This is a genomic window from Burkholderia sp. BCC1972 (assembly GCF_905339605.1).
In the GTDB taxonomy this organism is placed as follows: Bacteria; Pseudomonadota; Gammaproteobacteria; order Burkholderiales; family Burkholderiaceae; genus Burkholderia.
This window is the reverse complement of the sequence record NZ_CAJPGH010000007.1, coordinates 17,136-37,739: the sequence shown is the minus strand read 5'-3', so window position 1 is coordinate 37,739 and position 20,604 is coordinate 17,136. Positions and strand designations below refer to the sequence as shown.

The window sequence follows — 20,604 nt, the reverse complement described above, 5'->3', positions numbered from 1 at the left end:
CGTTTGCTACGCGAAATCGGACAGTTTCGCGTAAGCGCTCGGCGTCATGCCGGTGAAGCGGCGAAACACGGTCGAGAATGCGCTCGTCGTTTCGTAACCCAGTTCGGCCGCGACGGCGATCACGGAACATCCCGATGCCAGCAACGGGCGTGCGGCTGAAATCCGCGCCTGCTGTCGCCACTGGCTGAACGACAAGCCGGTTTCGGCGGTGAACAGCCGGGCCAACGTTCGACTGGACGCACCGACTTCACCGGCCCATTCCGTCAGCGTGCGTTGATCGGCCGGATCCGACAGAATCGCATCGCAAACGCGGGCAAGGCGCCGATCCTGGCCCGACGGAAGCCTTAATGGCTGCTCGGGCGACCACTCGATTTCAGCGAGCATGAGCTGGATGACGAGAGCGTCGCGTCCGGCGGGACTCGCGTCGATCGGCAGGGACGATGCGCGCACAATCAGTTCACGCAGCAGCGGCGACACCTCTATCAGTCTTGGTTGATTCGGATAGGCCGACGGGTACGCGTACGGGTCGACGTACGCGGTTCTCATTTCGAGGAGGCCGTGTGCGCGCATCGCATGCGGAAGGTCCGGCGGGATCCACAGCGCGCGATGAGGCGGGATCAACCAGAGCGACTGGGAGGCGAAGACTTCGGCTATGCCCGTCGTCGTGTAGACGAGTTGTGCGCGCGGATGCTGATGCTCTGCGACGACGCAACCGTCGGGAAATGCTTTCGGCATGACCGCTGCGATACCCGGTGAGTTCTGGTAATCGCGCGGGTCGGTGCTCTTTTGAACGGATACGATGCCGGCACGCTTCGGGTTGGCTGTCACGTTGCGCTCGATCGCGCCACCGTGGCCGTTCCCTTCCCCTGTCATCGCTCGTCCTTTCACTTGTGCGGGATGGTCAGGTGATGCGATCCCGGCGAATCGGACAGATGATACGGGAATGGCGGGACGAAGCCGCGAATCGTTTGTGGAAGCTCACCGCCGATTCTTCGTGCCACAAACTCGATACGTTGCGCAGACTTTCCGAACTCGCCGCTCCACCGGCCTTCCGCGCGATCTTGGACGTTCGATTTCGTGCTGCTATCGTTGTGCACCTTTCGACGATTTCGGAGTGAACGATACATGCCCTTGATCTTGCGTCGAGCGACCACTGCCGATGCTTCAGAGGTGGCCGACGTCTATCTGCGGTCGCGCAAAACGCTGGCATCGTATGCGCCACTCGTGCACGCTGATGCGGCCGTCCGGGATTGGGTTACCGACGTGCTCGTCCCGTCGGGCAACGTTACCGTCGCCGTGAACGACGATCGCATAGTCGGCATCGCCGCCCACGCTGTCACTGACGGCGTGACATGGCTCGAACAGTTGTATGTGTGCCCTGAGTTCAAGCGGCAAGGAATTGGCACTGCCCTGCTGGAGTCGGTGAAGTCGCAGGCCAATGGCAAGCTCCAGCTCTATACGTTCCAGATGAACCGCGATGCCGCTGCGTTTTATGAGCAACACGGGTTCGTTGCCATTGCATACAGCGACGGGAGCAGAAACGAGGAAGGTTGCCCTGATGTTTTGTACTGCCTGACGCGATAAGGCTTCCATTCGTTGGCTCGCGTGGCAAGCGGCCGTTACGGGTGATATGCCCCGTTTGGCAAACGCTCCGTCAGAGGCGCAAGATTCATGGATGGATCGTTTCGCCACGAATCAGCATGTCGATGAATTCCGCGATTTTTCGCGCCCACGCTTCGGCCATCAAGTACAAAGGCCACCACTCGTTGAAATGAGCGATGGCCACAAGAACAATGCGTCACAACGCGCACCGTCCCGGCAACGATCCGGCGCGCACCCACTCCGCCAAACCGCCTCAAAGAATCCGATTCAACGCATCCGAGAACCGCTTGACCGCGCCATCGACATCATGCAGCTTGTCGAGGCCGAACAACCCGAGCCGGAAAGTCTTGAAGTCCTCCGGCTCGTCGCATTGCAGCGGCACGCCGGCCGCGATCTGCAAGCCGACATCCGCGAACTTCTTCCCGGTTCGGATCCCGTCATCGTCCGTATAGCTGACCACGACACCCGGCGCCTCGAACCCTGCCGCCGCCACGCTCCTGAACCCCTTCTCGGCCAGCAGTGCACGAATGCGCCCGCCAAGCTCGAGCTGCTCGGCCTTCACCTTGTCGAAACCATAAGCCTCGGTTTCCTTCATCACGTCGCGCAGCGTCGTGAGGCTGTCGGTCGGCATCGTCGCGTGATACGCGAACCCGCCGCCCTCGTAGGCTTCCATGATCTGCAACCACTTGCGCAGATCGCATGCGAAGCTGGTGCTGGTCGTCGAATCGATGCGTTCGCGCGCAAGCGGGCTCAACATCACCATCGCACAACACGGCGACGCACTCCACCCTTTCTGCGGCGCGCTGATCAGGATATCGACGCCGCTGGCCTGCATGTCGACCCAGACGGTGCCCGACGCGATGCAGTCCAGCACGAACATCCCGCCGACTGCATGCACGGCATCGGCCACTGCACGCAGATACCCGTCGGGCAGCATCATCCCCGAAGCCGTTTCGACATGCGGCGCAAACACCAGGTCGGGCTTGTTCTCCCTGATCGCGGCGACCACTTCGTCGATCGGCGCCGGCGCATACGCGGCCTGCCGCCCCGCTTCGACCGGACGCGCCTTCAGCACCGTCGTTTCGGACGGAATGCTGCCCATGTCGAAAATCTGCGACCAGCGGAAGCTGAACCAGCCGTTGCGGATCACGAGGCACTTCTTGTTCGTCGCGAACTGGCGCGCCACGGCTTCCATTCCGAACGTCCCGCTGCCCGGGACGATCGCGACCGACTTCGCGTTGTAGACTTTTTTCAGCGTGGCGGAAATGTCGCGCATGACGCCCTGGAAGCGCTGCGACATGTGGTTGACCGAGCGATCGGTGTACACCACCGAATATTCGAGGAGGCCCTCGCGGTCAACATCGGGAAGTAAACCTGGCATGCTCGCCTCCGGTGAAAAATGAACGATGGAATCAGGGCGCGCAGCGCCTGCGACTCGATACTGCTCTGCACCAATGCAAATGCGTCACTCTTCGACGAAAGCAGATTCTAACGAACGCCGCCGGCCGATTGGGACATATTTTGTCCGCCGTCCGGTTCGATGCGCACCAACGCCGCCCCGTGCAGCGCACGTAGCCCTGTTCCGAGTAAGGGTTAACGACGCGTGCGGCGGACAGCCCATAACATGTCGATCAGGCTCCTCACGACGGAATCCTCGATGACCGCCTCTTCAGCTTCGTCACTGCAGCCGTCCACCGATCCCGCGCTCGCCGAGCGCATCGATGCGGTCCTGTCCCGCCAGCTCGACACGCAGCGCCTCGTCGGCGCGGTGGTCCTCGTCGCACGCCACGGCGAGCTCGTCTACCGTCGCGCGGCCGGATTCGCGGACCGCGAATCGCGCACGCCGATGCGCGAGGACACGCTGTTCCGCCTCGCGTCGGTGACGAAGCCGATCGTCTCGGCCGCCGCGATGGTGCTCGTCGCGCAACACAAGCTGTCGCTCGACGACGACGTCACGCGCTGGCTGCCCGAGTTCCGTCCTGCGCTGCCCGACGGCCGTGTGCCGGTGATTACGGTGCGCCAGTTGCTGGTGCATACCGCCGGCCTCGACTATCGCTTCAACGAGACCGATTCGAACGGCCCCTATGCGCGAGCGGGCGTGTCCGACGGGCTGGATGGCGCATCGATCACGCTCGCGGAAAATCTGCGCCGGATCGCGAACGTGCCGCTGCTGTTCGCGCCCGGCACCAACTGGAACTACTCGCTGTCGATCGACGTCATCGGCGCGCTGATCGAAGCTGTCTGCGGCGTGCCGCTCGCCGACGCGATCGATGCGCTCGTGCTCCGCCCGCTCGGTGCGCGCGACACGGCTTTCGTCGCACGCGATCCCGCGCGGCTCGCTACGCCCTACGTCAACGACACGCCGCAGCCGCACCGGCTCGCCGAGAACGAAACCGTGCCCATCGACGAAGGGTTCGTCGGCGTCACGTACTCGCCGTCGCGCGCGCTCGATGCGCAGGCGTTCGCATCGGGCGGTGCCGGAATGGTCGGCACGGCCGGCGACGTGCTGACGGTGCTGGACACGCTGCGCGCAGGCGGCGGCGCCATCCTGCCGCCCGACCTGGTCGACGAGATGGGCCGCGTGCAGACGGGCGACTTCGAATTGGCGGACCTGCCCGGCGCGGGCTTCGGAATCGGGTTCTCGGTGTTGCGCGACCCGCAGGCGGCTGCGTCGCCGGAGTCCGTCGGCACGTGGCGCTGGGGTGGCGTATACGGGCACTCGTGGTTCGTCGATCGCGCGCGCGGGCTGACCGTCGTGTCGCTGTCGAATACGCTCTACGAAGGAATGAACGGCCAGTACACGCTCGACCTGCGCGATGCCGTCTACGGCGTCGGTTAGCCCGCGAAACGAAAAAAGGCCCGACAAGCGTCGGGCCAACGGGTTTGAGACACAAGGAGAATCCCGCCCATCTCGCTTCCGGGCGGTTACGCCGCGCTACACGACGTTCTTTTCGACGATCGGCCGGTTTTCCAGCACACGCGCCCAGCCGAGCGACGACAGGTCGAGCGTGTCATAACGCCCGCCCAGGATGAGTTCGCTGACGCCGCGCCCGGTCGCCGGCCCTTGCTGCAGCCCGTGGCCGCTGTAGCCGTTCGCGAACACGACGTTGTCGAGTTCCGGGTGATAGCCGATGATCGCGTTGTGATCGAACACGTTGTACTCGTAGTACCCGGACCAGCAATTCTCGACACGCAGCGCCTCGAATTCCGGCACGCGATTCGCGAGTGTCGGCCAGATCACCTCGTCGAACAGGTCGTGGTCGACTTCGTCGAGCGGCAGGTCGTCCGGGTCTCGATCGGGGCTCGGCGACGTGCCGCAGATATACGTGCGCCCTTCCGGCCGGAAATACACGCCGGTCGGATCGATCAGCAGCGGGCAGTCGGTGAGCTTCGCCGGCGACGACACGTTGAAGATGCTGCGGCGCCGCGCAAACACGGGGATGTCGATGCCCATCATCGACGACAGCGTGCGCGTCCACGCGCCGGCCGCGTTGACGAGCGTGTCGCATGCATGACGCTCGCCGTCGCCCGTCACGACATGCGTGATCTTGCGGCCGTCGCGCACCACGTCCTTCACGTCGGCCGGCACGTAGCGCGCGCCGAGCGCCTGCGCCTTCTTGCGCAGCGCCTGCACGAGCCCATAGCCGTCGAACCAGCCTTCACCGCTCACGCCGTACGCGCCCGACACGAGATCGTCGACGTTCAGCCACGGAAACTTCGCGCGCAGCGCATCGGCGTCCATCAGCCGGATATCGGCGCCGAGGCTCGTCTGCAATGCATGATTCTCGCGCAGCGTCGCATCGCCGGCCGGCGTCGCGAGGAACAGGTAACCGCCTTCGTGCAGGTCGATCGACGGCCGGTTGCCGTCCACTTCGAGCCGCTCGCCGATCGTGCGCAGGAAGTCGATGCCGAACAGCGACATCTCGATCGACAGCGGCGTCGAGAACTGCTGGCGAATCGACGCGGCCGACAGCGCCGACGACGAGCGCGCATAGGTGGGGTCGCGTTCGATGACGGTCACGGCGACCGTGGGATCGGTGGCGCGCAGGAAATAAGCGATCGAGCTGCCGATCACACCACCGCCGACGATGACGACTTGAGAACTCACGACTGACTCCGGTTGCACATGAAAGGCGCGGCCTGCCGACCGCGCCCGTGGGTTGTTCGCGCCGCGTCGTGCGCGGCATTGCGCGGGCAGGCTTCCCCGGCGACCGCTTCGGCTATTTCAGCACGTCCGGCATCGCCGCGAAAGTCCGCTCGCGCGTGTTGCGTTCAGTCCGCCGACTTCGTCGTGACGGGCTGCCATGCAGCGTTCTTCACTTCATACAGCGTCGAGCTCGGGTTCTTCAGGTCGCCCGTGTTCGTGAACGCGATCGTGCCCGTGATGCCGTCGTAGCGCGTGCCCTTCAGCGCGCCGTTGAAATCGGCCGGCTTCGTCGAATTCGCCTTCTGCATCGCGTTGATCGCGATCCATGTCGCGTCGTACGCGAACGGCGCGTACGCGAGCATGTCGACGCCGTACTTCTGCTTGAATTTCGTTTCGAACTGCTTGCCTTTCGCGAGACGCGACAGCGGCTGCCCGTATTCCCATACCGACGCGCCTTCCGCCGCATTGCCGGCGAGCTTGATGAAGTTCGCGTTCATCACGCCGCCGCCTGCCAGGAACTGCGCGCGGATGCCGAGCTGGCGCATGCGCTTCACGAGCATCGCGGCCTGCGCGTCGAGGCCGCCGAAGAACACGAGATCGGCGTTGGTGCTCTTGATCTTCGTGAGCTGCGCGCTGAAATCGACGGCCTTGTCGTTCGTGAATTCGCGCGCGACGATCGTGCCGCCGTTCGCCTTCACGGCCTGCTCGAATTCGTCGGCTTCGCCCTGGCCGAACGCGGTGCGGTCGTCGATGATCGCGATGCGCTTCGCCTTCGTCACGCTCGCGGCGTACGTACCGGCGTTGCCCGCGTTCTGCGTGTCGGTCGCGATCACGCGGTACACGGTGCCGAGCCCGGCGCGCGTGATGTCGGGATTCGTCGCCGACGGCGTGATCATCGGAATGCCGGCCTTCGCGTAGATCTTCGACGCGGGCAGCGTCGTGCCCGAATTGAAATGGCCGATCACGACGGCGACCTGCGCATCGGCGAGCTGCTGCGCGGCCTGCACGCCGGTGCGCGGATCGCTCTGGTCGTCCTGCGACGCGATCACGAACTTCACCGGCTTGCCGCCGACCATCGTGTGCGCGGCATTCGCTTCGTCGACCGCCATGCGTACGCCGTTCTCGATGTCCTTGCCGTATGCGGCGCCGCCGCCCGTCAGCGGGCCGGCCACGCCGACCTTCACGACCGTTTCCTGCGCATGGGCCGGGCCCGTGTGGATTGCGAGGAGCGCGGCAGTCAATGCGACGCCGGAAAGCGAACGAATGCGGAACGTCATGGCAATCCTTCTTATGTGGGTCGGGGTGCGACGCGCGCCTGCCGCGCGTCGGCGACCTCTTGCGCGCCGGTGACGTCTTGCGCGGCCGGGGGCGCCATTCGATGCGCCCGACCGGCCGGCCGATCACCGCGATTCCGTCTCCGAAGAACCTTTCATCGCGAAAGAGGTGAATGGATTGTGAGTAGCCAATACCCGTGCAGCAAACGAAATATCGGAACTATGTTGTGAGGATTTATCATCAAGTTCCGTGTTCGCGGGCGACCCACGGCTGCCCAGCGGCGGGCCGTGGGTCGAAAGCTTGAACGGGAAACGGCGGCGGCGCCCGTGGGTAAAGGCCGGCCGTGGTCATGCCGATCGCGCATCATCGCTGCGCCGACGGCCCGACCGGCCTTCGCGATGCGCCCGCGCAGGCGCCGCGTCGTCGGTCAATGCCGATCGGTGCCCGTGTGCTTGCGCACCGCATCGGCCGCCTCGCCGGCCTTTTCCTGGATCTTGCCGGCCTGCTGTTCGGCGATGCCTTCCGCTTCCGCCTTGCGGTCGCCCGTCACCTTGCCGAGCGCTTCCTTGACCGAACCCTTGACCTGCTTGAGCTTGCCTTCGATGCGATTCCTGTCCATGGTCGTCTCCTGCGATGGTTGGGGAGAGCCGGCGATGTGACGGCCTGCGCCGCACCGCCGAGTGGACAGGATCGCAAGCGAATGCCGCAGGCGGTAGATGCGGATGCACCAATGTGCGTGGTGCATTCGTACCGTCGGCGTCAGTCCTTGCCCTTCGCGCCGCCCTTGTCGGCACCCTTGTCGGCGCCCTTCTCGCCGCGCGCACCGTTCACCTCGGCCGCACCGACGATCCCGCGCTCGCGCGCCCACACGATCGCCTCGCCGCGGCTGTGCACGTCGAGCTTCGCGTAGATCGTCGCGACGTGGTTGCGCACGGTGTTCGGCGCGAGGCCGAGGCGGCCCGCGATCTCCTTGTCGGCGAGGCCGTGGCACAGCAGGTCGAACACGTCGCGCTCGCGCGCGGTCAGGTCCGACAGCTGCGCGCCCGCGTCCGGCGCATTCGCGCGCCGCACGTTCGCGAGCTTCTCGATCAGCGTGCGGCTGAACCACGACGCATCCTGCATCGCCGTCTCGATCGCATAGACGAGTTCCATCTCGGTACGCTTGCGATCGCTGATGTCGAGCAGCGCGACGAGCAGGCAGTCGCGGCCGTGAATCGCGACGGGGTCGGCCGACACGACGCAATCGCGTACGTCGCCATCGCGCGTGCGGATCTGCACGTCCGCGTTGCGCACGCTGCCGTCGCGTGCGAGCCGGCCTTCGATGCGCGGCCACGCGCCGTGCTCGGCCCACAGCCCGATCTCGTCCGCCGACTTGCCGAGCAGGTCGTCCTGCGCATGGCCCGTCATCGCGGCGAACGCACCGTTCACGTCGAGCAGTTCGAAGCGGTCGGCCGTGACGATCGCGGTCGCGACCGGCGCCATCCGGAAGGCCGTCGCGAAGCGTTCCTCGCTTTGCTTCAGCGCGCGCTCGACCTGCTTGCGCGGCTCGAGATCCATGAACGTGAACAGCATGCAGGCCTCGTCGTTCATGTCGATCGGCTGCCCGGCGACGACCACGGCCTTCGTGCTGCCGTCCGCGACTTTCAGCACGGCTTCCATCTGCGGGATCGTCGCGCCTTCGCCGAGCCGCTCGATCGCGAGGTCGCGCCGCTCGGCCTGTTCGAGCACGTCGATTTCGTACACCGAGCGGCCGAGCACGTCGTCGCGCGCATGGCCCGTCAGGTCGAGAAAGCCCTGGTTGACCTTCACGTAGCGCAAGTCGTCGAGCCGGCAGATCACGGCCGGCGCCGGGTTCGCGTTGAAGGTGCGCTCGAAGCGCTCCTCGGCGCTCGCCCATTCGGTCGCGTCGTGCAGCACGAGCGCGAGGCAATCGGGTTCGCCGGCCGCGTTCGTCAGCACGAGGCTGCGGATGCGGTGAACCCAGCTCACGGTTTCGTCGGCGGCCGATTCGACTTCGACCGTCACGTCGCTGAACTCCTCGCCGGCGATCACGCGATCCATCGGATAGTGGCCGTCGCGCACCGGATGGTTGTTCCGGTAGCGCAGCCGGAAGCGCTCGCGGTATTCGGTGACGTCCGCGCCGAGCGCCTCCAGCTCGGTCACGCCGTGCATCGCGAGCGCGGCCTCGTTCGCCCAGACGATCCGCTGGTCGGGCTCGACCAGGATCACGCCCTCGGTGAGCCCCGCGATGATCTGATGCAGCTGGCGCCGGTCGGTATGCGTCTTCAGCGCCTGTTCGTTTACTTGTTCGTTCATCGAATCGTTGTCCCTGTCGTCAACATGACCGCCGGCCGATCGCCCGTTGCACCGGCAAGACCCCGCCGGTGCGTGCCGCGATGATTGCGTACCACGCAAGGGCGCGACAGACGCGGATGCACTACCCCCGATAGTACATTCGCATGCCGCGCCGGCATCGTGCGGTGCCCCGCCGAGCGGCGCAGCGCGGCCTGCGCGCCGGTCGCCCCGCGTTGCCCGGGTCATGATGCATTTCCCGTTCCCGCCCGTCCGTTCCGTCCCCGTGCAAACGCACTAGGCAATCCGGTGAATTTGCGCGATGTCCGCTCGCGTTCGCGTCGGTACGCTGGTACTGCATCGGCGCTCATGCGCTGCCCTTTCATACCGCAGAGGAGGACAACCGGATGAAGCAGCATCAGACACCCGATCCGACGCGGCCCGAGCCGGCCCCGGACAACCCGCCCGAGCCGCCGCCCGGCACCGATCCGCCGGTGCCGCTGCCACCCGACGTGCCGCGCCCGGACATGCCGCCGCGCGAACCCGGCTACGACACGCCGATCGCCCGGTAGCGCGGCACGATCCGTGCTCGACGATTGATCCATTCATCACGCCAATCGAAGGAGAACACCAATGAACAAGACCTCGCACCTTTCGACGCTGCTCGCCGTCAGCGCGGCCTTCCTGCTTTCCGCCGCACCGCTCACGAACGCGCACGCACAGGCCTCGTCGACCGACAGCGGCATGACGGCCGAATCGAACCAGCCCGTCACCGACACCTGGATCACGACCAAGGTGAAGGGTGAACTCGCGACCACCGAAGGCGTGAAGAGCGTCGACATCAGCGTGAAGACGGTCGACGGCGTCGTCACGCTCACGGGCGTGCTGCCGACGAAGATCGCTGTAAAGAAGGCGATCGCCGTGACGCGCGCCGTGAAGGGCGTGAAGCACGTCGACGCATCCGGCCTGAAGGCAAAGGCCTGAGCTACCCCGCGGCCGACCGCCGCGCTTTTCTCCCCTTACGAAAGGAGCAAACCATGAACGAGGACAAGATCAAGGGCCAGTGGAAGCAGATCACCGGCAAGCTGAAGGCCAAGTGGGGCAAGCTGACCGACGACGATCTCGCGGTCGCCGAAGGCAATCGCGACTATCTGGCCGGGAAGATCCAGGAGCGTTACGGGATCGCCCGCGACGCAGCCGAGAAGCAGTTGAAGGAATTCGATCGCGAGCTGTAACGCAACCGGCCGTCTCAACCCGCCGCGGCGCTCCTGGCGTCGCGGCCATCAGGACCACGACATGGGCAAATACCTGATCGCCTGGCTGCTCGGCGTGCCGTTCGGGCTGCTGGTGCTGTTCTATCTGATCACGCACGTCTTCTGACGGCGACGCGCACGGCACGCGCCCGCCGCCTTCGCTTCACCCTCATCTTCCCGACTCCGCAATCGACCGCGACACGGCGGACCGCCGCTGCGCGCGAACGCACGCGCATTGCGCCGCATCGCGGCCACCCAACGCAAATCGGGCAGGACGCATGCACGCCCTGCCCGATCCGTTCGGCCCTGCTTCAGCGGTGCACGTCGCACCGCCCTTGGCTCGTTACTTCGCCGCGTTTGCCGTCATCTTGAAGATGCCTTGCGCGTTGCCCGCATCGAAACGCAGGTCGGTCACCCAGCGGCGCGCCGCCTGGTCGAACGTGCGCTTGCGCGTGATGAACTCGTAGAACGAGCCCGGCACGTTGCGCTTCACCGTGCCGCCGTCGCGCGTGCGGAACTCGCGCTCGACGGTGTCGGCACGATACGCGGTCTGGAACACGCGGCCCGAGCGCGAACGCTCGACTTCCGGCTTCATCGGGCGGCCCTTCGCCTTCTCGTCGTCGGACAGCTTGAACACGTCGGCGACGCGGTCGGTCGCGTGGTTGAACGCGTTGCCTTCGGTCGAGATCCACGCCATTTCCGCCGATTCCATCAGCAGCGTTTCGTAGTCGAGTTCGTTCGGCAGGTCATGCTGGCGCGCGAACGCGCCGACGATTTCCGGCAGCAGCGCGTGCGCGGCGTCCAGCGGCAGCCAGCCTTCGCGCTCGACTTCCCACAGCAGCGCGACGGCCGCCGGCGACAGCGGATCGCGCGACGAGCTGACGACGTTCGTCACGGCCTGCTGGAATTCCTTCGAGAAACGTTCCGGATGCAGTTCGCTGACGAAGAACTGCGCGATTTCGTCCGGTGCGTCTTCATGCGCATACGCGCGGCCCGTCATGCCGAGCTTGTCGAGCGGGTAACGGCCGTTCAGCCGGAAGCCGAGCGGACGCAGGATGCGCGTGAACGCGGCCTCGCCCGGCGGCAGCGCGCCCGTGTGCGGCCAGCGCACCGTGCGCAGCGCGCCGTGGTCGAAATAGACCGAGCCGCCGTTTTCGATCGCTTCGGCCGTGTACGCGCGGCCGTTCGCCGAGCGCTCGAGCAGCCCTTCGAACAGCGCCATGTTCATCGCCTGCGCGATTTCCGCACGCGTCACGACGCCGTCTTCCCATTCTTCGAGGATGGCCGGCATGTTCAGGGTCGAGAACAGGGCGTCGGTCTTCGCCTGTCCCAGCAGCTTCGTCAGCAAGCTCTCGATATTCGGATTGCGCATCAGGATTCTCGTCTCGGGGGACCGCCGGCAAACGTGCCGGCAACTCGTCGGCCGGCCGCCCCACGGGCGCCTGACCTTGCGTGGGGAGCATTATTCAAAGGGTTGCAGCCGGGCGTAAAGCGAGATTAAATTGACATGTGATGAGTTTTTGGAATTATTAGCCGCTCCCCTGCTCCGCCTTCCGCCTTGTGCCGTGCGGGCCTGATCGTCAGACGAATCGAACATCATGCGTAAATTCAAGATCCCCAACATGGGTGCGCTCGTGGCCTTCGAAGCCGCCGCACGCCACGAGAGCTTCACGCACGCGGCCAAGGAGCTGTTCCTGACCGAAAGCGCGGTATCGCGGCAGATCGCGACGCTCGAATCAAGCCTCGGCGTGCGGCTGTTCGCCCGCGTGAAGCAGCGCGTCGTGCTGACGCGCGCCGGCAAGCTGTACGGCACGCAGGTGCGGCGTGCGCTGGAAACGCTCGACCGCGACACGCTGTCGATCATCGCGCACGGCAGCGGCGGCGGCTATCTGGAGCTCGCGGTGCTGCCGACCTTCGCGTCGCACTGGCTGATCCCGCGCATCAAGAGCTTCTACGACCGCACGCCCGACGTGCGCGTGAACATGGGCAGCCGCACCGACCTGTTCTCGTTCGAGGACACGCACTTCGAGGCCGCGATCCACTACGGCAAGCCGACCTGGCCCGGTACGTCGTCCGACTACCTGTTCGGCGAGGAAGTCGTGCCGATCTGCTCGCCCGCGCTGCTCGACGGGCCCGTCGAGCGCGTCGAGGATCTGCTCGCGTATCCGCTGCTGCACTCGACGACGCGCCCCGGCGCGTGGGCGCAGTGGTTCGAGACGCACGGCGTCGAGGACATCCGCACGATGCAGGGTGTGCGCTACGAACTGCACACGATGCTGATCAGCGCGGCCGCGGCGGGGCTCGGGATCGCGCTCGTGCCGAAGTTCTTCGTCGAGGAACAGCTGCAGCAGCTCGGCCTGATCGTGCCGTGCGACGCGGCGACGGTCGGCGATTCCGCGTACTACCTCGTGTATCCGACGGAACTCAGCCACAGCAAGCCGCTGGAGCTGTTCCGCGGCTGGCTGCTCGAACAGGCGAGCGCGTATGCGGCGCCGGAGCGCGCGGAGGACGACACCGATGAGGAAGACGACGAAGACGTCGAGTAACGGCGCCGTCGCGCGCGTCAGGGCGTGGTCGCGCCGCACGCGTGCCGCACCGGCACGCTGGCCTTCACGACCTTCACCAGTTGTGCGTGATCGGGCTCCTCCAGCCCCGGGCACACCGTGTCCAGGTCGCGAATCACCAGCGTCGCGCGCCCCTCGAACCGGCACATGCCGTCGGGCTGCGCGGCGGGCAACCGCAGCCAGCGCAGTGCATCGCGCTGGTTCATGAACCGGATCACACCGGCGCGCTGCGAAGGGTCGGGCAAGCGCCGCGCCGATGTGTCGTCCTCGACGAACCACACGTCCTGTCCGCTCGATTCGCTGCCGTAATCGAGCATGTAGCGGCCCGACAGCGTGATCGTCCGGTCGACATGCACCGCATGGCATTCCGGCTCGGCATCGGCAGGGATCGTCTGCGCACCTGCCGCGACCGGGCCGCACGCCAGCAACAACGCGGCGCACAGCATGCGGGCGCGGCAGGTCAGGTTCGATATATCAAGCGCTTGGCGAATCATGAGCACTGAGAGGCGGGCCATCGTGACGATGACCCCCATTGTCGCGCAGTACACGCTTGATGCGCGTTACATGTGCCACTTCACCGTGGCGGTCAGCGTGCGCGGATCGCCGGGCATGTTGTAGAGGTCCGCATTGCCGTGCGCGGCGATGAAGTAGCGGCGATTGAACAGGTTGTCGAGCGTGAGCGTCACGTCGACCTTCTTGCTGCGATACCCGGCGCCCAGGTTGAACACCGTGAACGACGGCAGCGTGACGAGATCGCTCGCCGACGCGTAGCGCGCCGACTGGAACTGCATGCCGGCCGCGGCGTAGAAACCATACGGCAACTCGCGCTTGAGCCACAGGTTCGCGCTGTGACGCGGCATCAGCCCCGGCGTGTTGCTCGACACCGCGACACCGGCCGCCGTCGATTGCGCGGAACCGTCCACCGTGCCGTTCAGGTACGCGTAACCCGCATACACCGACCACTTCGGCGCGATCTCGCCGGTAAAGCCAAGCTCCATCCCGCGCACGTGCTGCGTGCCGATCGGCAGCGCATAGCCGGGGTTCGCCGGATCGCCGATCTGCTGGTTGGTCTGGCGCATGTCGAACAACGCGACGCTGGCCGTCGCCTTGCCGCCGAGGTCGAAGCGCGATCCGACTTCATACGCGGTGGTCTTCTGCGGCGCGAGCGCGGCGCCGTTCGAGAATGCGCCGGAACTGATCAGCGTGTCGGCCAGCGGCGAGAACGACTGGCTGAACGATCCGTACAGCGTCAGCCAGTCGAGCGGTTCGTAGATCAGGCCGACGCGCGGACTCCACGCATGGTCGGTGCGGTCGAGATTGACGTTCGACGACGTGTAGTCGTGGCGGATCTGGTTCAGGTAGTCGAAGCGCAGGCCGGCGAGCACCTTCCAGTGTTCGGTCAGCGAGATCAGGTCCTGCGCGTAGACGCCCGCGAGCCCGACCACGGTCGACGCGTTCGTCTTCGCACGCGAGCCGGTCGGCACGCCTGGCAGGACGACCGGCTGCGGATTGAAGAGATCGTAGGTCGCGACCTTCGTCACGCTGTAGACCGTGTCGAACTTCTGCTGCTGCGACAGTTCGAGCCCGTACAGCAGCTCGTGCCGCATGCCGAACAGCGACGTCTTCTGCGTGAGTTCGAACAACCCGTCGATGCCGTGATCGGTGCGCTGCCGCGTCGACTGGTCGAGCGTGACGACCGGGTGCGCGGCCGTCTTGATCGGCTCGTAGTTCACGTAGTTCTTCCGCTCGAGCGAGAAGTCGTACGCGCGGATCGCACCGTGGAACGACAGCGAATCGTTGAAGCGGTGATCGAGCGACACCGTCGCGCTTTTCGCGGAGACGTCGTTGTACGAACTGTTCACCCCGTCGGCCGACCCGTAGTACGTGTTGATCGGCACGTCGACCGGACGGCCGAGATACGCGGGTATCCCCTGGTCGGACGTGCGGCGGTCGTGCAGGTAGTCGAATTCGACGTTCAGCACCGTGTTGCTGTCGAGCTTGAACTGCGCGGACGGCGCGATCGCCTGGCGGTTCAGCTGGAACTGGTCGCGGAAGCTGTTCGAGTTCTCGGCCGCGCCGGTGATGCGGAAGCGCGCCGCGTCGTTCGCGTTCCAGCCGAGGTCGAATTCGCCGCGCCGCTCGCCGCGCGTGCCGAGCGTCACGCCCACGTCGTTCACCGGGCTCGCCTGCGGCCGCTTCAGTACGCGATTCACGATGCCGCCCGCCGAGCCGCGCCCGTACAGCACGGCCGCCGGCCCCTTCAGCACCTCGACGCGATCGACGTTCGACAGGTCGCGGTAGTACAGCGCGTCGTCGCGAATGCCGTCGACATACTGGTCCGTGATGCTGTTGAAGCCGCGGATCGTGATCTGGTCGCGCTGGCCGTCGCCGACCGAGAAGCCGACGCCCGGCACGTTGCGCAGCGCGTCCTGCATCGACGTCGCGTTCTGGTCCTCGATCACTGCGTGCGGAACGACGTTCACCGTCTGCGGCACGTCCATCAGCGACATGTCGGTCTTGGTCGCCGCGCGCGAGTGGCCGCCGTCATACGACGCATGCTCGGCGGCCGCGTTGACGGAAATCGCGGGCAAGGTTGCCGCGGCATCGCTCGCCTGGGCGAACGCAGTACGGGCGCCGGCCAGCGACGTGGCGATCAGAAGCGCATGGCAGGCGCTCTTGTTGAGTTTCATCGTGAACGTAGGGGTGGTGAAGAAAAACGGCGAACGGAAACGTGTCCGGCCAACACGCGAGTCACGCGGCGAGTCGACTGACGACGCTCTTTCCGTGAAGAAGGCGGTGGCGCGCGGAGGATCGCCCCGACGCGCATGCCGGTCAGCGAACGGCCGGCGCGGGTGGATGCCGGCCGGCACGACCGGCACGAGAGAGCCGTGACGATTGGTCATGGCCCGTAACGGAGCGAAATATTAAACGAGAATGATTCGTGTTTTTAGTTAATTTTCAACCTGTCGCCTGCCCGCAACGAGCACATCGATTGGCGCTCTGCATTCCTGACGAATACCTTTCTGTTTCTCAGATTTTATCGGTCGAGACGTAATAAAAACGAAAGAATCGGATTGACCGTGTCATGCGGAAACGATCGGGCGGAAGGCGGAATTCGGGAAACAGCGATGGAGAAACTGGAGAGGATCACGAAGGATCCGGTGAAGCAGGCGGAAGGCATTCAAAAGTCCGGCGCGCGCCGGACCGGGCAACCCCGACCCGGCGCTCCGGGCAGCCGACCTCGCATCGGCATCGCGGCGGACCTACTTTCGTTCTTCACTACGTTTGCTCTCAGGCTCACTTCATTTTTTTCTTCACCGCGCTGCGCCATTATCCGCTCAATCCGGTCAGAGTGAAACGTTTGCGAGCGCACCAGGCACGTTATACCGGTCATTCAGCAACAATCTTTCTGAATGCTTACTGGTCGCGCGATGCGATTCGGCAATTCTTGCATTCGTGACGGCGTTCCTTTTTAATGGAACTGGTTCCATTTATTGATTCGGCCAGGTTCCCGCGTGACGCATCGCCGTGTGCGCGTCATCATGCCGATTCAGGATCGAGGATCATTCAGCTCAGGATTCGCATCGCCCGCCTTCCAGGACACCCCGTCAAACGAGACCGTCATGCCCGATTCCGCCTCCCTGCAGCAGCTGTTTCCCACCTTTCAGGACATCCCCGCCGAGTTCCGGCTCACTGCACCGATCCACCAGCGCGTGTCGCTCGTCGACGGCGAATTGCGACCGTGGGACGGTGCGACCAAGACCGTGCTGTCGCCCGTGTGCGTGCGGCAGGCGGACGGCAGCGTCGAGCAGGTCGAGATCGGCAGCTATCCGGTGATGGGCGAAACGGAAAGCGACGCGGCGCTCGATGCCGCGGTGCGCGCATACGATGCCGGCCGCGGCGAGTGGCCGACGATGAAGGTCGAGCAGCGCATCGCGTGCATGCAGGACTTCATCAAGCGAATGGTCGCGCAGCGCGAACTCGTCGTGAACCTGATCATGTGGGAGATCGGCAAGAGCCTCGCCGATTCGCAGAAGGAGTTCGATCGCACCGTCACGTACATGACGCAGACGATCGACGCACTGAAGGAGCTCGACAACGCGAACTCGCGCTTCGTGATCGCGGAAGGCACGATCGGCCAGATCCGCCGCACGCCGCTCGGCGTCGTGCTGTGCATGGGCCCGTACAACTATCCGCTGAACGAAACGTTCGCGACGCTGATCCCCGCGCTGCTGATGGGCAACACCGTGGTGTTCAAGCCGCCGCAGTACGGCACGCTGCTGTTCGAGCCGCTGCTCGAAGCGTTCCGCGACGCGTTCCCGAAGGGCGTGATCAACACGATCTACGCGCCGGGCGCGGTGGTCGTGCCGCACATGCTCGCGTCGGGCAAGATCAACGTGCTCGCGCTGATCGGGTCGAGCAAGGTTGCCGATCACCTGAAGAAGCAGCACCCGAAGTCGCACCGGCTGCGCGCGATCCTCGGCCTCGACGCGAAGAACGCGGCGATCGTGCTGCCCGACGCCGATCTCGATCTCACCGTGAAGGAGTGCCTGCTCGGCGCGCTGTCGTTCAACGGCCAGCGCTGCACCGCGCTGAAGATGCTGCTCGTGCATCGCTCGATCGTCGACGAATTCCTGAAGCGCTTCACCGCCGCGCTCGAACAGCTGAAGATCGGCATGCCGTGGGAGAAAGGCGTCAGCATCACGCCGCTGCCGGGCATGCATCGCACGGCCTACATGACGGATGCGATCGACGATGCCGAGGCCAAGGGCGCGCAGGTCGTCAACCATCAGGGCGGCGAGTTCAGCAAGACGCTGTTCTACCCGGCCGTCGTGTATCCGGTGTCGGAAGGGATGAAGCTGTACCGCGAGGAACAGTTCGGGCCGATCATTCCGGTCGCGCCGTTCGACGACGTCGACACCGCGCTCGACTACGTGACGACGTCGGATCACGGCCAGCAGGTCAGCATCTTCGGTTCCGATCCGGCGCAGATCGGCGCGCTCGTCGATCCGCTCGTGAACCAGGTGTGCCGCGTGAACATCAACTGCCAGTGCCAGCGCGGGCCCGACGTGTTCCCGTTCGCGGGCCGCAAGGATTCGGCGGAAGGCACGCTGTCGGTAAGTGACGCGCTGCGCGCGTTCTCGATCCGTTCGATGGTCGCCGCGAAGCAGACCGACAGCAGCAAGCAGTTGCTCGATTCGATCGTGTCGGATCACCACTCGAAGTTCATCAACACGGGCTTCATTTTCTGACGCCGGGTTGATGCGAGGGCCTCCGCCGTGCGTGGATGCGGCGGAGGCCCCGGCAACGACCGCGCGGCTAGACGTTCGTCACCAGCAGCCGAACGCCCGCCACGCCGAACACCACGGCCAGACACGCTTCCATCGCACGCCGCCCGCGCACGTACAGCCGGCGCGCCCCATCCATCGAGAACACCAGCGCATAGCCGCCGAACACCAGGCAGCCGATCGCGAGGCAGCCCGGCACGACGGCGCCGTGCGCGCCGCCCGCGCCATTCGACGACAGCGCGACGATCGACACCCACACGAGAATCGCCTTCGGATTGGTCAGGTGCAGCATCGCGCCGCGCACGTAGAAGCGCGACAGCCGCTGCTCGCGCGCCGCGTTCGCCGCTGCCGGCGGCGGGCCCGACAGCGCCGTGCGCCCCGACTTGAACGCGAGCCACAGCAGGTACAGCCCGCCGAAGACCTTGATCGCGACCAGCAGCTTCGACCACGCGAGCAGCGCGGCCGAGATGCCGAGCGCCGCGATCGTCGCCCAGAACATCGACCCTGAAATCACGCCGAGCGCGAACGCGAACGCTGCCTTGCGGCCCTGGTTCGCGGCGACCGACATGATCGCGAGATTGCTCGGTCCGGGGCTGGCCGTGCCGATGAAATAGGCGGTATAGGCAAGCAGCAGGTTGGCGGAGAAGAAGGCATGGACGCTCATGGCGAACCTCGCGGGGATGATCGGGAGATTGTTGGCAAACCCGCGCCGTCTGCCCATGGACAATTGCGCGGCAATTCGCTGGGCCAGTTGTGTGGCCATGCAACCGATCGTCGCGCGTCGGACCGTCTCTGTTTTGAAACAACCGGCGCATTCGCCGCCGGTTCGCGCGATGCGGCGGCGCGCGCTCCATGCAGCCGTTTCCCGTCGGCGAATGCACGGCGGGCGTGGCCGACCCGCCCGGCACGCGCCGTGCCGGCCGTTCGCCGGCACAAACGCGCGACGCGCCTGATGCCCGCGTTACGTTACATCCGTGAAGCATTTTGCGTCGTCGCGCCGCTCCCGGCATCCGAGACCGTCTGCCTCCCGCCCATAGACACCCTCCTCGATCGCCTGCGCAATCCAGTCCCGACGGGACTCGCCGACCGAAGCCGGATCGCGGCTCAACATTCCTCAACAATCGTCCGGCGGCGCTGGTACGGAATCTGCATTCCGTTCGGGCAGAAGCCGCGCCGGTACCGCGCGGACATGAATTCACCCTCGGGCGCCTCCACGGATACGCTCGTAAGACATGCACACGCAGCGAGGCTCTCCATGAATGCGCAGCCCAACTCGTCCGATTCGTCGTTCCAGCTCTTCCTCGCGAAGGTGCTCGAACAGCCGCTGCCCGACTGGACCGAAAAACAGCAGATGGAACTCGAGATGGCGCGCACGCTGTCGACGCAAATGGTCACGCTCGCCGAAGACATGCGCGGCCGCACGCCCGATCTCGCGCGCTGCCTCGTGCTGCTCCGCTACGCGAAGGTGCTCGACTTCATGCTGACGTCGCTCGCCGCGCACCGCGACATTCATCCGCAGACGCTGCGCACGCTGTTCCGGCTCGCGAACCTGAAGGTCGACGATGCGTATCCGGTGTGAGCCGGCGCAACGGACCGGAGGCCCCGCACACGCACAGCCCGCCTGCTCCTCCGCGCAAACGGAGGTACAATCGCGCGCCATGAACGCACTTCGCCGCTTCCTGCTTCGGCCAGGCGTCGCGCGACAGTTGCTGTGGGGATTCCTCCTCGTGACGCTGCTGTCTCGCGCGCTGATGTCGGGCGCCGTGATGCTCGATCCGGACGGTCCGGATGCGGGCTCGGTGGTGCTGTGTTCGGGCCGCGGCCCGCTGATCGTCACGGGCGCCGCACTGGCCGCCCGCTTCGACGCGCGCGCGCCGATCACGCCGGCCAACGATGCGCTGGCGCTCGTCGATGCGCTCAAGCATGACGCGCACACCGACAAGGCGGCGTCCTCCGGCAACGGCGACAGCCTGTGCGCATTCGGCGCCGCGCTGTTTACCGCGCTCGCGTCGTTCGTGCTGCTGGTACTGCTGTTTCCCGCAGCGGCGCCACGACGGTTCCGCGTTCATTTCGACAGTCCTCCCTTCGTGCGATCGATATTCGACGATCGCCCGCCCTCCCGCGCGCCTCCCCGGTTCTGCTGAACGTTCCGCCCTGTGGCGCATGCACGTCGTCGTGCACGC

General features: G+C 65.6%; 20 protein-coding genes. 10 read left to right on the top strand and 10 right to left on the bottom strand.

The genetic code is table 11. From position 1 onward, the window contains the following. Positions 1 to 6 precede the first annotated feature (6 nt). Positions 7 to 873: a helix-turn-helix transcriptional regulator gene (locus tag U5798_RS12760; protein ID WP_322082221.1), complete on the bottom strand. Its 867-nt coding sequence runs from the start codon at positions 871 to 873 to the stop codon at positions 7 to 9. Positions 874 to 1,125: 252 nt separating this feature from the next. Between U5798_RS12760 and U5798_RS12755 the strand changes: the two genes are divergently transcribed. Then, complete coding sequence (locus U5798_RS12755; RefSeq protein WP_322082220.1) at positions 1,126 to 1,584, top strand: GNAT family N-acetyltransferase; 459 nt, start codon at positions 1,126 to 1,128, stop codon at positions 1,582 to 1,584. Between the two features lie 271 nt (positions 1,585 to 1,855). On the opposite strand, the gene U5798_RS12750 is transcribed toward U5798_RS12755, so the two are convergent. After that, positions 1,856 to 2,983 (bottom strand): aminotransferase class V-fold PLP-dependent enzyme, encoded by a 1,128-nt coding sequence (locus tag U5798_RS12750; RefSeq protein ID WP_322082219.1) that lies wholly within the window; start codon positions 2,981 to 2,983, stop codon positions 1,856 to 1,858. 276 nt (positions 2,984 to 3,259) lie between these two features. Here U5798_RS12750 and U5798_RS12745 point away from each other — a divergent pair, with 276 nt between their 5' ends. After that, the gene (locus tag U5798_RS12745) at positions 3,260 to 4,441 is read left to right on the top strand and encodes a serine hydrolase domain-containing protein (protein WP_322082218.1); all 1,182 of its coding nucleotides are present in this window, start codon (positions 3,260 to 3,262) and stop codon (positions 4,439 to 4,441) included. A 96-nt stretch (positions 4,442 to 4,537) separates the two neighbouring features. Here the strand turns inward: U5798_RS12745 and U5798_RS12740 are convergent, their stop codons facing one another. The 4 genes from U5798_RS12740 to U5798_RS12725 form a co-directional block, all read right to left on the bottom strand. Then, positions 4,538 to 5,710 (bottom strand): FAD-binding oxidoreductase, encoded by a 1,173-nt coding sequence (locus U5798_RS12740; protein WP_322082217.1) that lies wholly within the window; start codon positions 5,708 to 5,710, stop codon positions 4,538 to 4,540. 164 nt (positions 5,711 to 5,874) lie between these two features. Further along, positions 5,875 to 7,026, bottom strand: a complete 1,152-nt coding sequence (locus tag U5798_RS12735; RefSeq protein WP_322082216.1) for a branched-chain amino acid ABC transporter substrate-binding protein — start codon at positions 7,024 to 7,026, stop codon at positions 5,875 to 5,877. Positions 7,027 to 7,451: 425 nt separating this feature from the next. Beyond that, positions 7,452 to 7,643, bottom strand: coding sequence for a CsbD family protein (locus tag U5798_RS12730; RefSeq protein ID WP_124451529.1), 192 nt, complete (start codon positions 7,641 to 7,643; stop codon positions 7,452 to 7,454). A 140-nt stretch (positions 7,644 to 7,783) separates the two neighbouring features. Then, positions 7,784 to 9,340, bottom strand: coding sequence for a PAS domain S-box protein (locus tag U5798_RS12725; RefSeq protein WP_124451531.1), 1,557 nt, complete (start codon positions 9,338 to 9,340; stop codon positions 7,784 to 7,786). Between the two features lie 383 nt (positions 9,341 to 9,723). On the opposite strand from U5798_RS12725, the gene U5798_RS12720 reads away from it, so the two are divergent. The 3 genes from U5798_RS12720 (at position 9,724) to U5798_RS12710 (ending at position 10,551) form a co-directional block, all read left to right on the top strand. Continuing rightward, a complete protein-coding gene (locus U5798_RS12720) occupies positions 9,724 to 9,888 on the top strand; it encodes a hypothetical protein (RefSeq protein WP_185658161.1) in 165 nt (54 codons plus the stop codon). 61 nt (positions 9,889 to 9,949) lie between these two features. Continuing rightward, positions 9,950 to 10,300, top strand: coding sequence for a BON domain-containing protein (locus U5798_RS12715; protein WP_322082215.1), 351 nt, complete (start codon positions 9,950 to 9,952; stop codon positions 10,298 to 10,300). Positions 10,301 to 10,353: 53 nt separating this feature from the next. Further along, complete coding sequence (locus U5798_RS12710; protein WP_096475163.1) at positions 10,354 to 10,551, top strand: CsbD family protein; 198 nt, start codon at positions 10,354 to 10,356, stop codon at positions 10,549 to 10,551. A gap of 361 nt (positions 10,552 to 10,912) precedes the next feature. Here U5798_RS12710 and U5798_RS12705 read toward each other — a convergent pair whose 3' ends face one another. After that, positions 10,913 to 11,941 carry a DUF1338 domain-containing protein gene (locus U5798_RS12705; RefSeq protein WP_124451535.1) on the bottom strand — a complete coding sequence of 343 codons (1,029 nt, stop codon included), beginning with the start codon at positions 11,939 to 11,941 and terminating at the stop codon, positions 10,913 to 10,915. Positions 11,942 to 12,167: 226 nt separating this feature from the next. Between U5798_RS12705 and U5798_RS12700 the strand changes: the two genes are divergently transcribed. Next, a complete protein-coding gene (locus U5798_RS12700) occupies positions 12,168 to 13,115 on the top strand; it encodes a LysR family transcriptional regulator (RefSeq protein WP_322082214.1) in 948 nt (315 codons plus the stop codon). A gap of 17 nt (positions 13,116 to 13,132) precedes the next feature. Here the strand turns inward: U5798_RS12700 and U5798_RS12695 are convergent, their stop codons facing one another. Both U5798_RS12695 and U5798_RS12690 read right to left on the bottom strand, forming a co-directional pair. Continuing rightward, positions 13,133 to 13,666, bottom strand: coding sequence for a hypothetical protein (locus tag U5798_RS12695; RefSeq protein WP_322082213.1), 534 nt, complete (start codon positions 13,664 to 13,666; stop codon positions 13,133 to 13,135). A gap of 27 nt (positions 13,667 to 13,693) precedes the next feature. Beyond that, entirely contained in the window at positions 13,694 to 15,823 is a 2,130-nt protein-coding gene (locus tag U5798_RS12690) for a TonB-dependent siderophore receptor (RefSeq protein ID WP_322082212.1), read from the bottom strand. A gap of 438 nt (positions 15,824 to 16,261) precedes the next feature. Between U5798_RS12690 and U5798_RS12685 the strand changes: the two genes are divergently transcribed. Both U5798_RS12685 and U5798_RS12680 read left to right on the top strand, forming a co-directional pair. Further along, on the top strand, positions 16,262 to 16,489 hold the full coding sequence (locus U5798_RS12685) for a hypothetical protein (protein WP_124451541.1): 228 nt from the start codon (positions 16,262 to 16,264) through the stop codon (positions 16,487 to 16,489). Positions 16,490 to 16,756: 267 nt separating this feature from the next. Continuing rightward, on the top strand, positions 16,757 to 18,385 hold the full coding sequence (locus U5798_RS12680) for an NADP-dependent glyceraldehyde-3-phosphate dehydrogenase (RefSeq protein ID WP_322082211.1): 1,629 nt from the start codon (positions 16,757 to 16,759) through the stop codon (positions 18,383 to 18,385). A gap of 67 nt (positions 18,386 to 18,452) precedes the next feature. Here U5798_RS12680 and U5798_RS12675 read toward each other — a convergent pair whose 3' ends face one another. Beyond that, positions 18,453 to 19,085, bottom strand: a complete 633-nt coding sequence (locus U5798_RS12675; protein ID WP_322082210.1) for a LysE family translocator — start codon at positions 19,083 to 19,085, stop codon at positions 18,453 to 18,455. Between the two features lie 591 nt (positions 19,086 to 19,676). On the opposite strand from U5798_RS12675, the gene U5798_RS12670 reads away from it, so the two are divergent. Both U5798_RS12670 and U5798_RS12665 read left to right on the top strand, forming a co-directional pair. Then, positions 19,677 to 20,000, top strand: a complete 324-nt coding sequence (locus tag U5798_RS12670; RefSeq protein WP_124451547.1) for a DNA-binding protein — start codon at positions 19,677 to 19,679, stop codon at positions 19,998 to 20,000. A 79-nt stretch (positions 20,001 to 20,079) separates the two neighbouring features. Next, positions 20,080 to 20,565, top strand: coding sequence for a hypothetical protein (locus U5798_RS12665; RefSeq protein ID WP_322082209.1), 486 nt, complete (start codon positions 20,080 to 20,082; stop codon positions 20,563 to 20,565). Positions 20,566 to 20,604 lie beyond the last annotated feature (39 nt).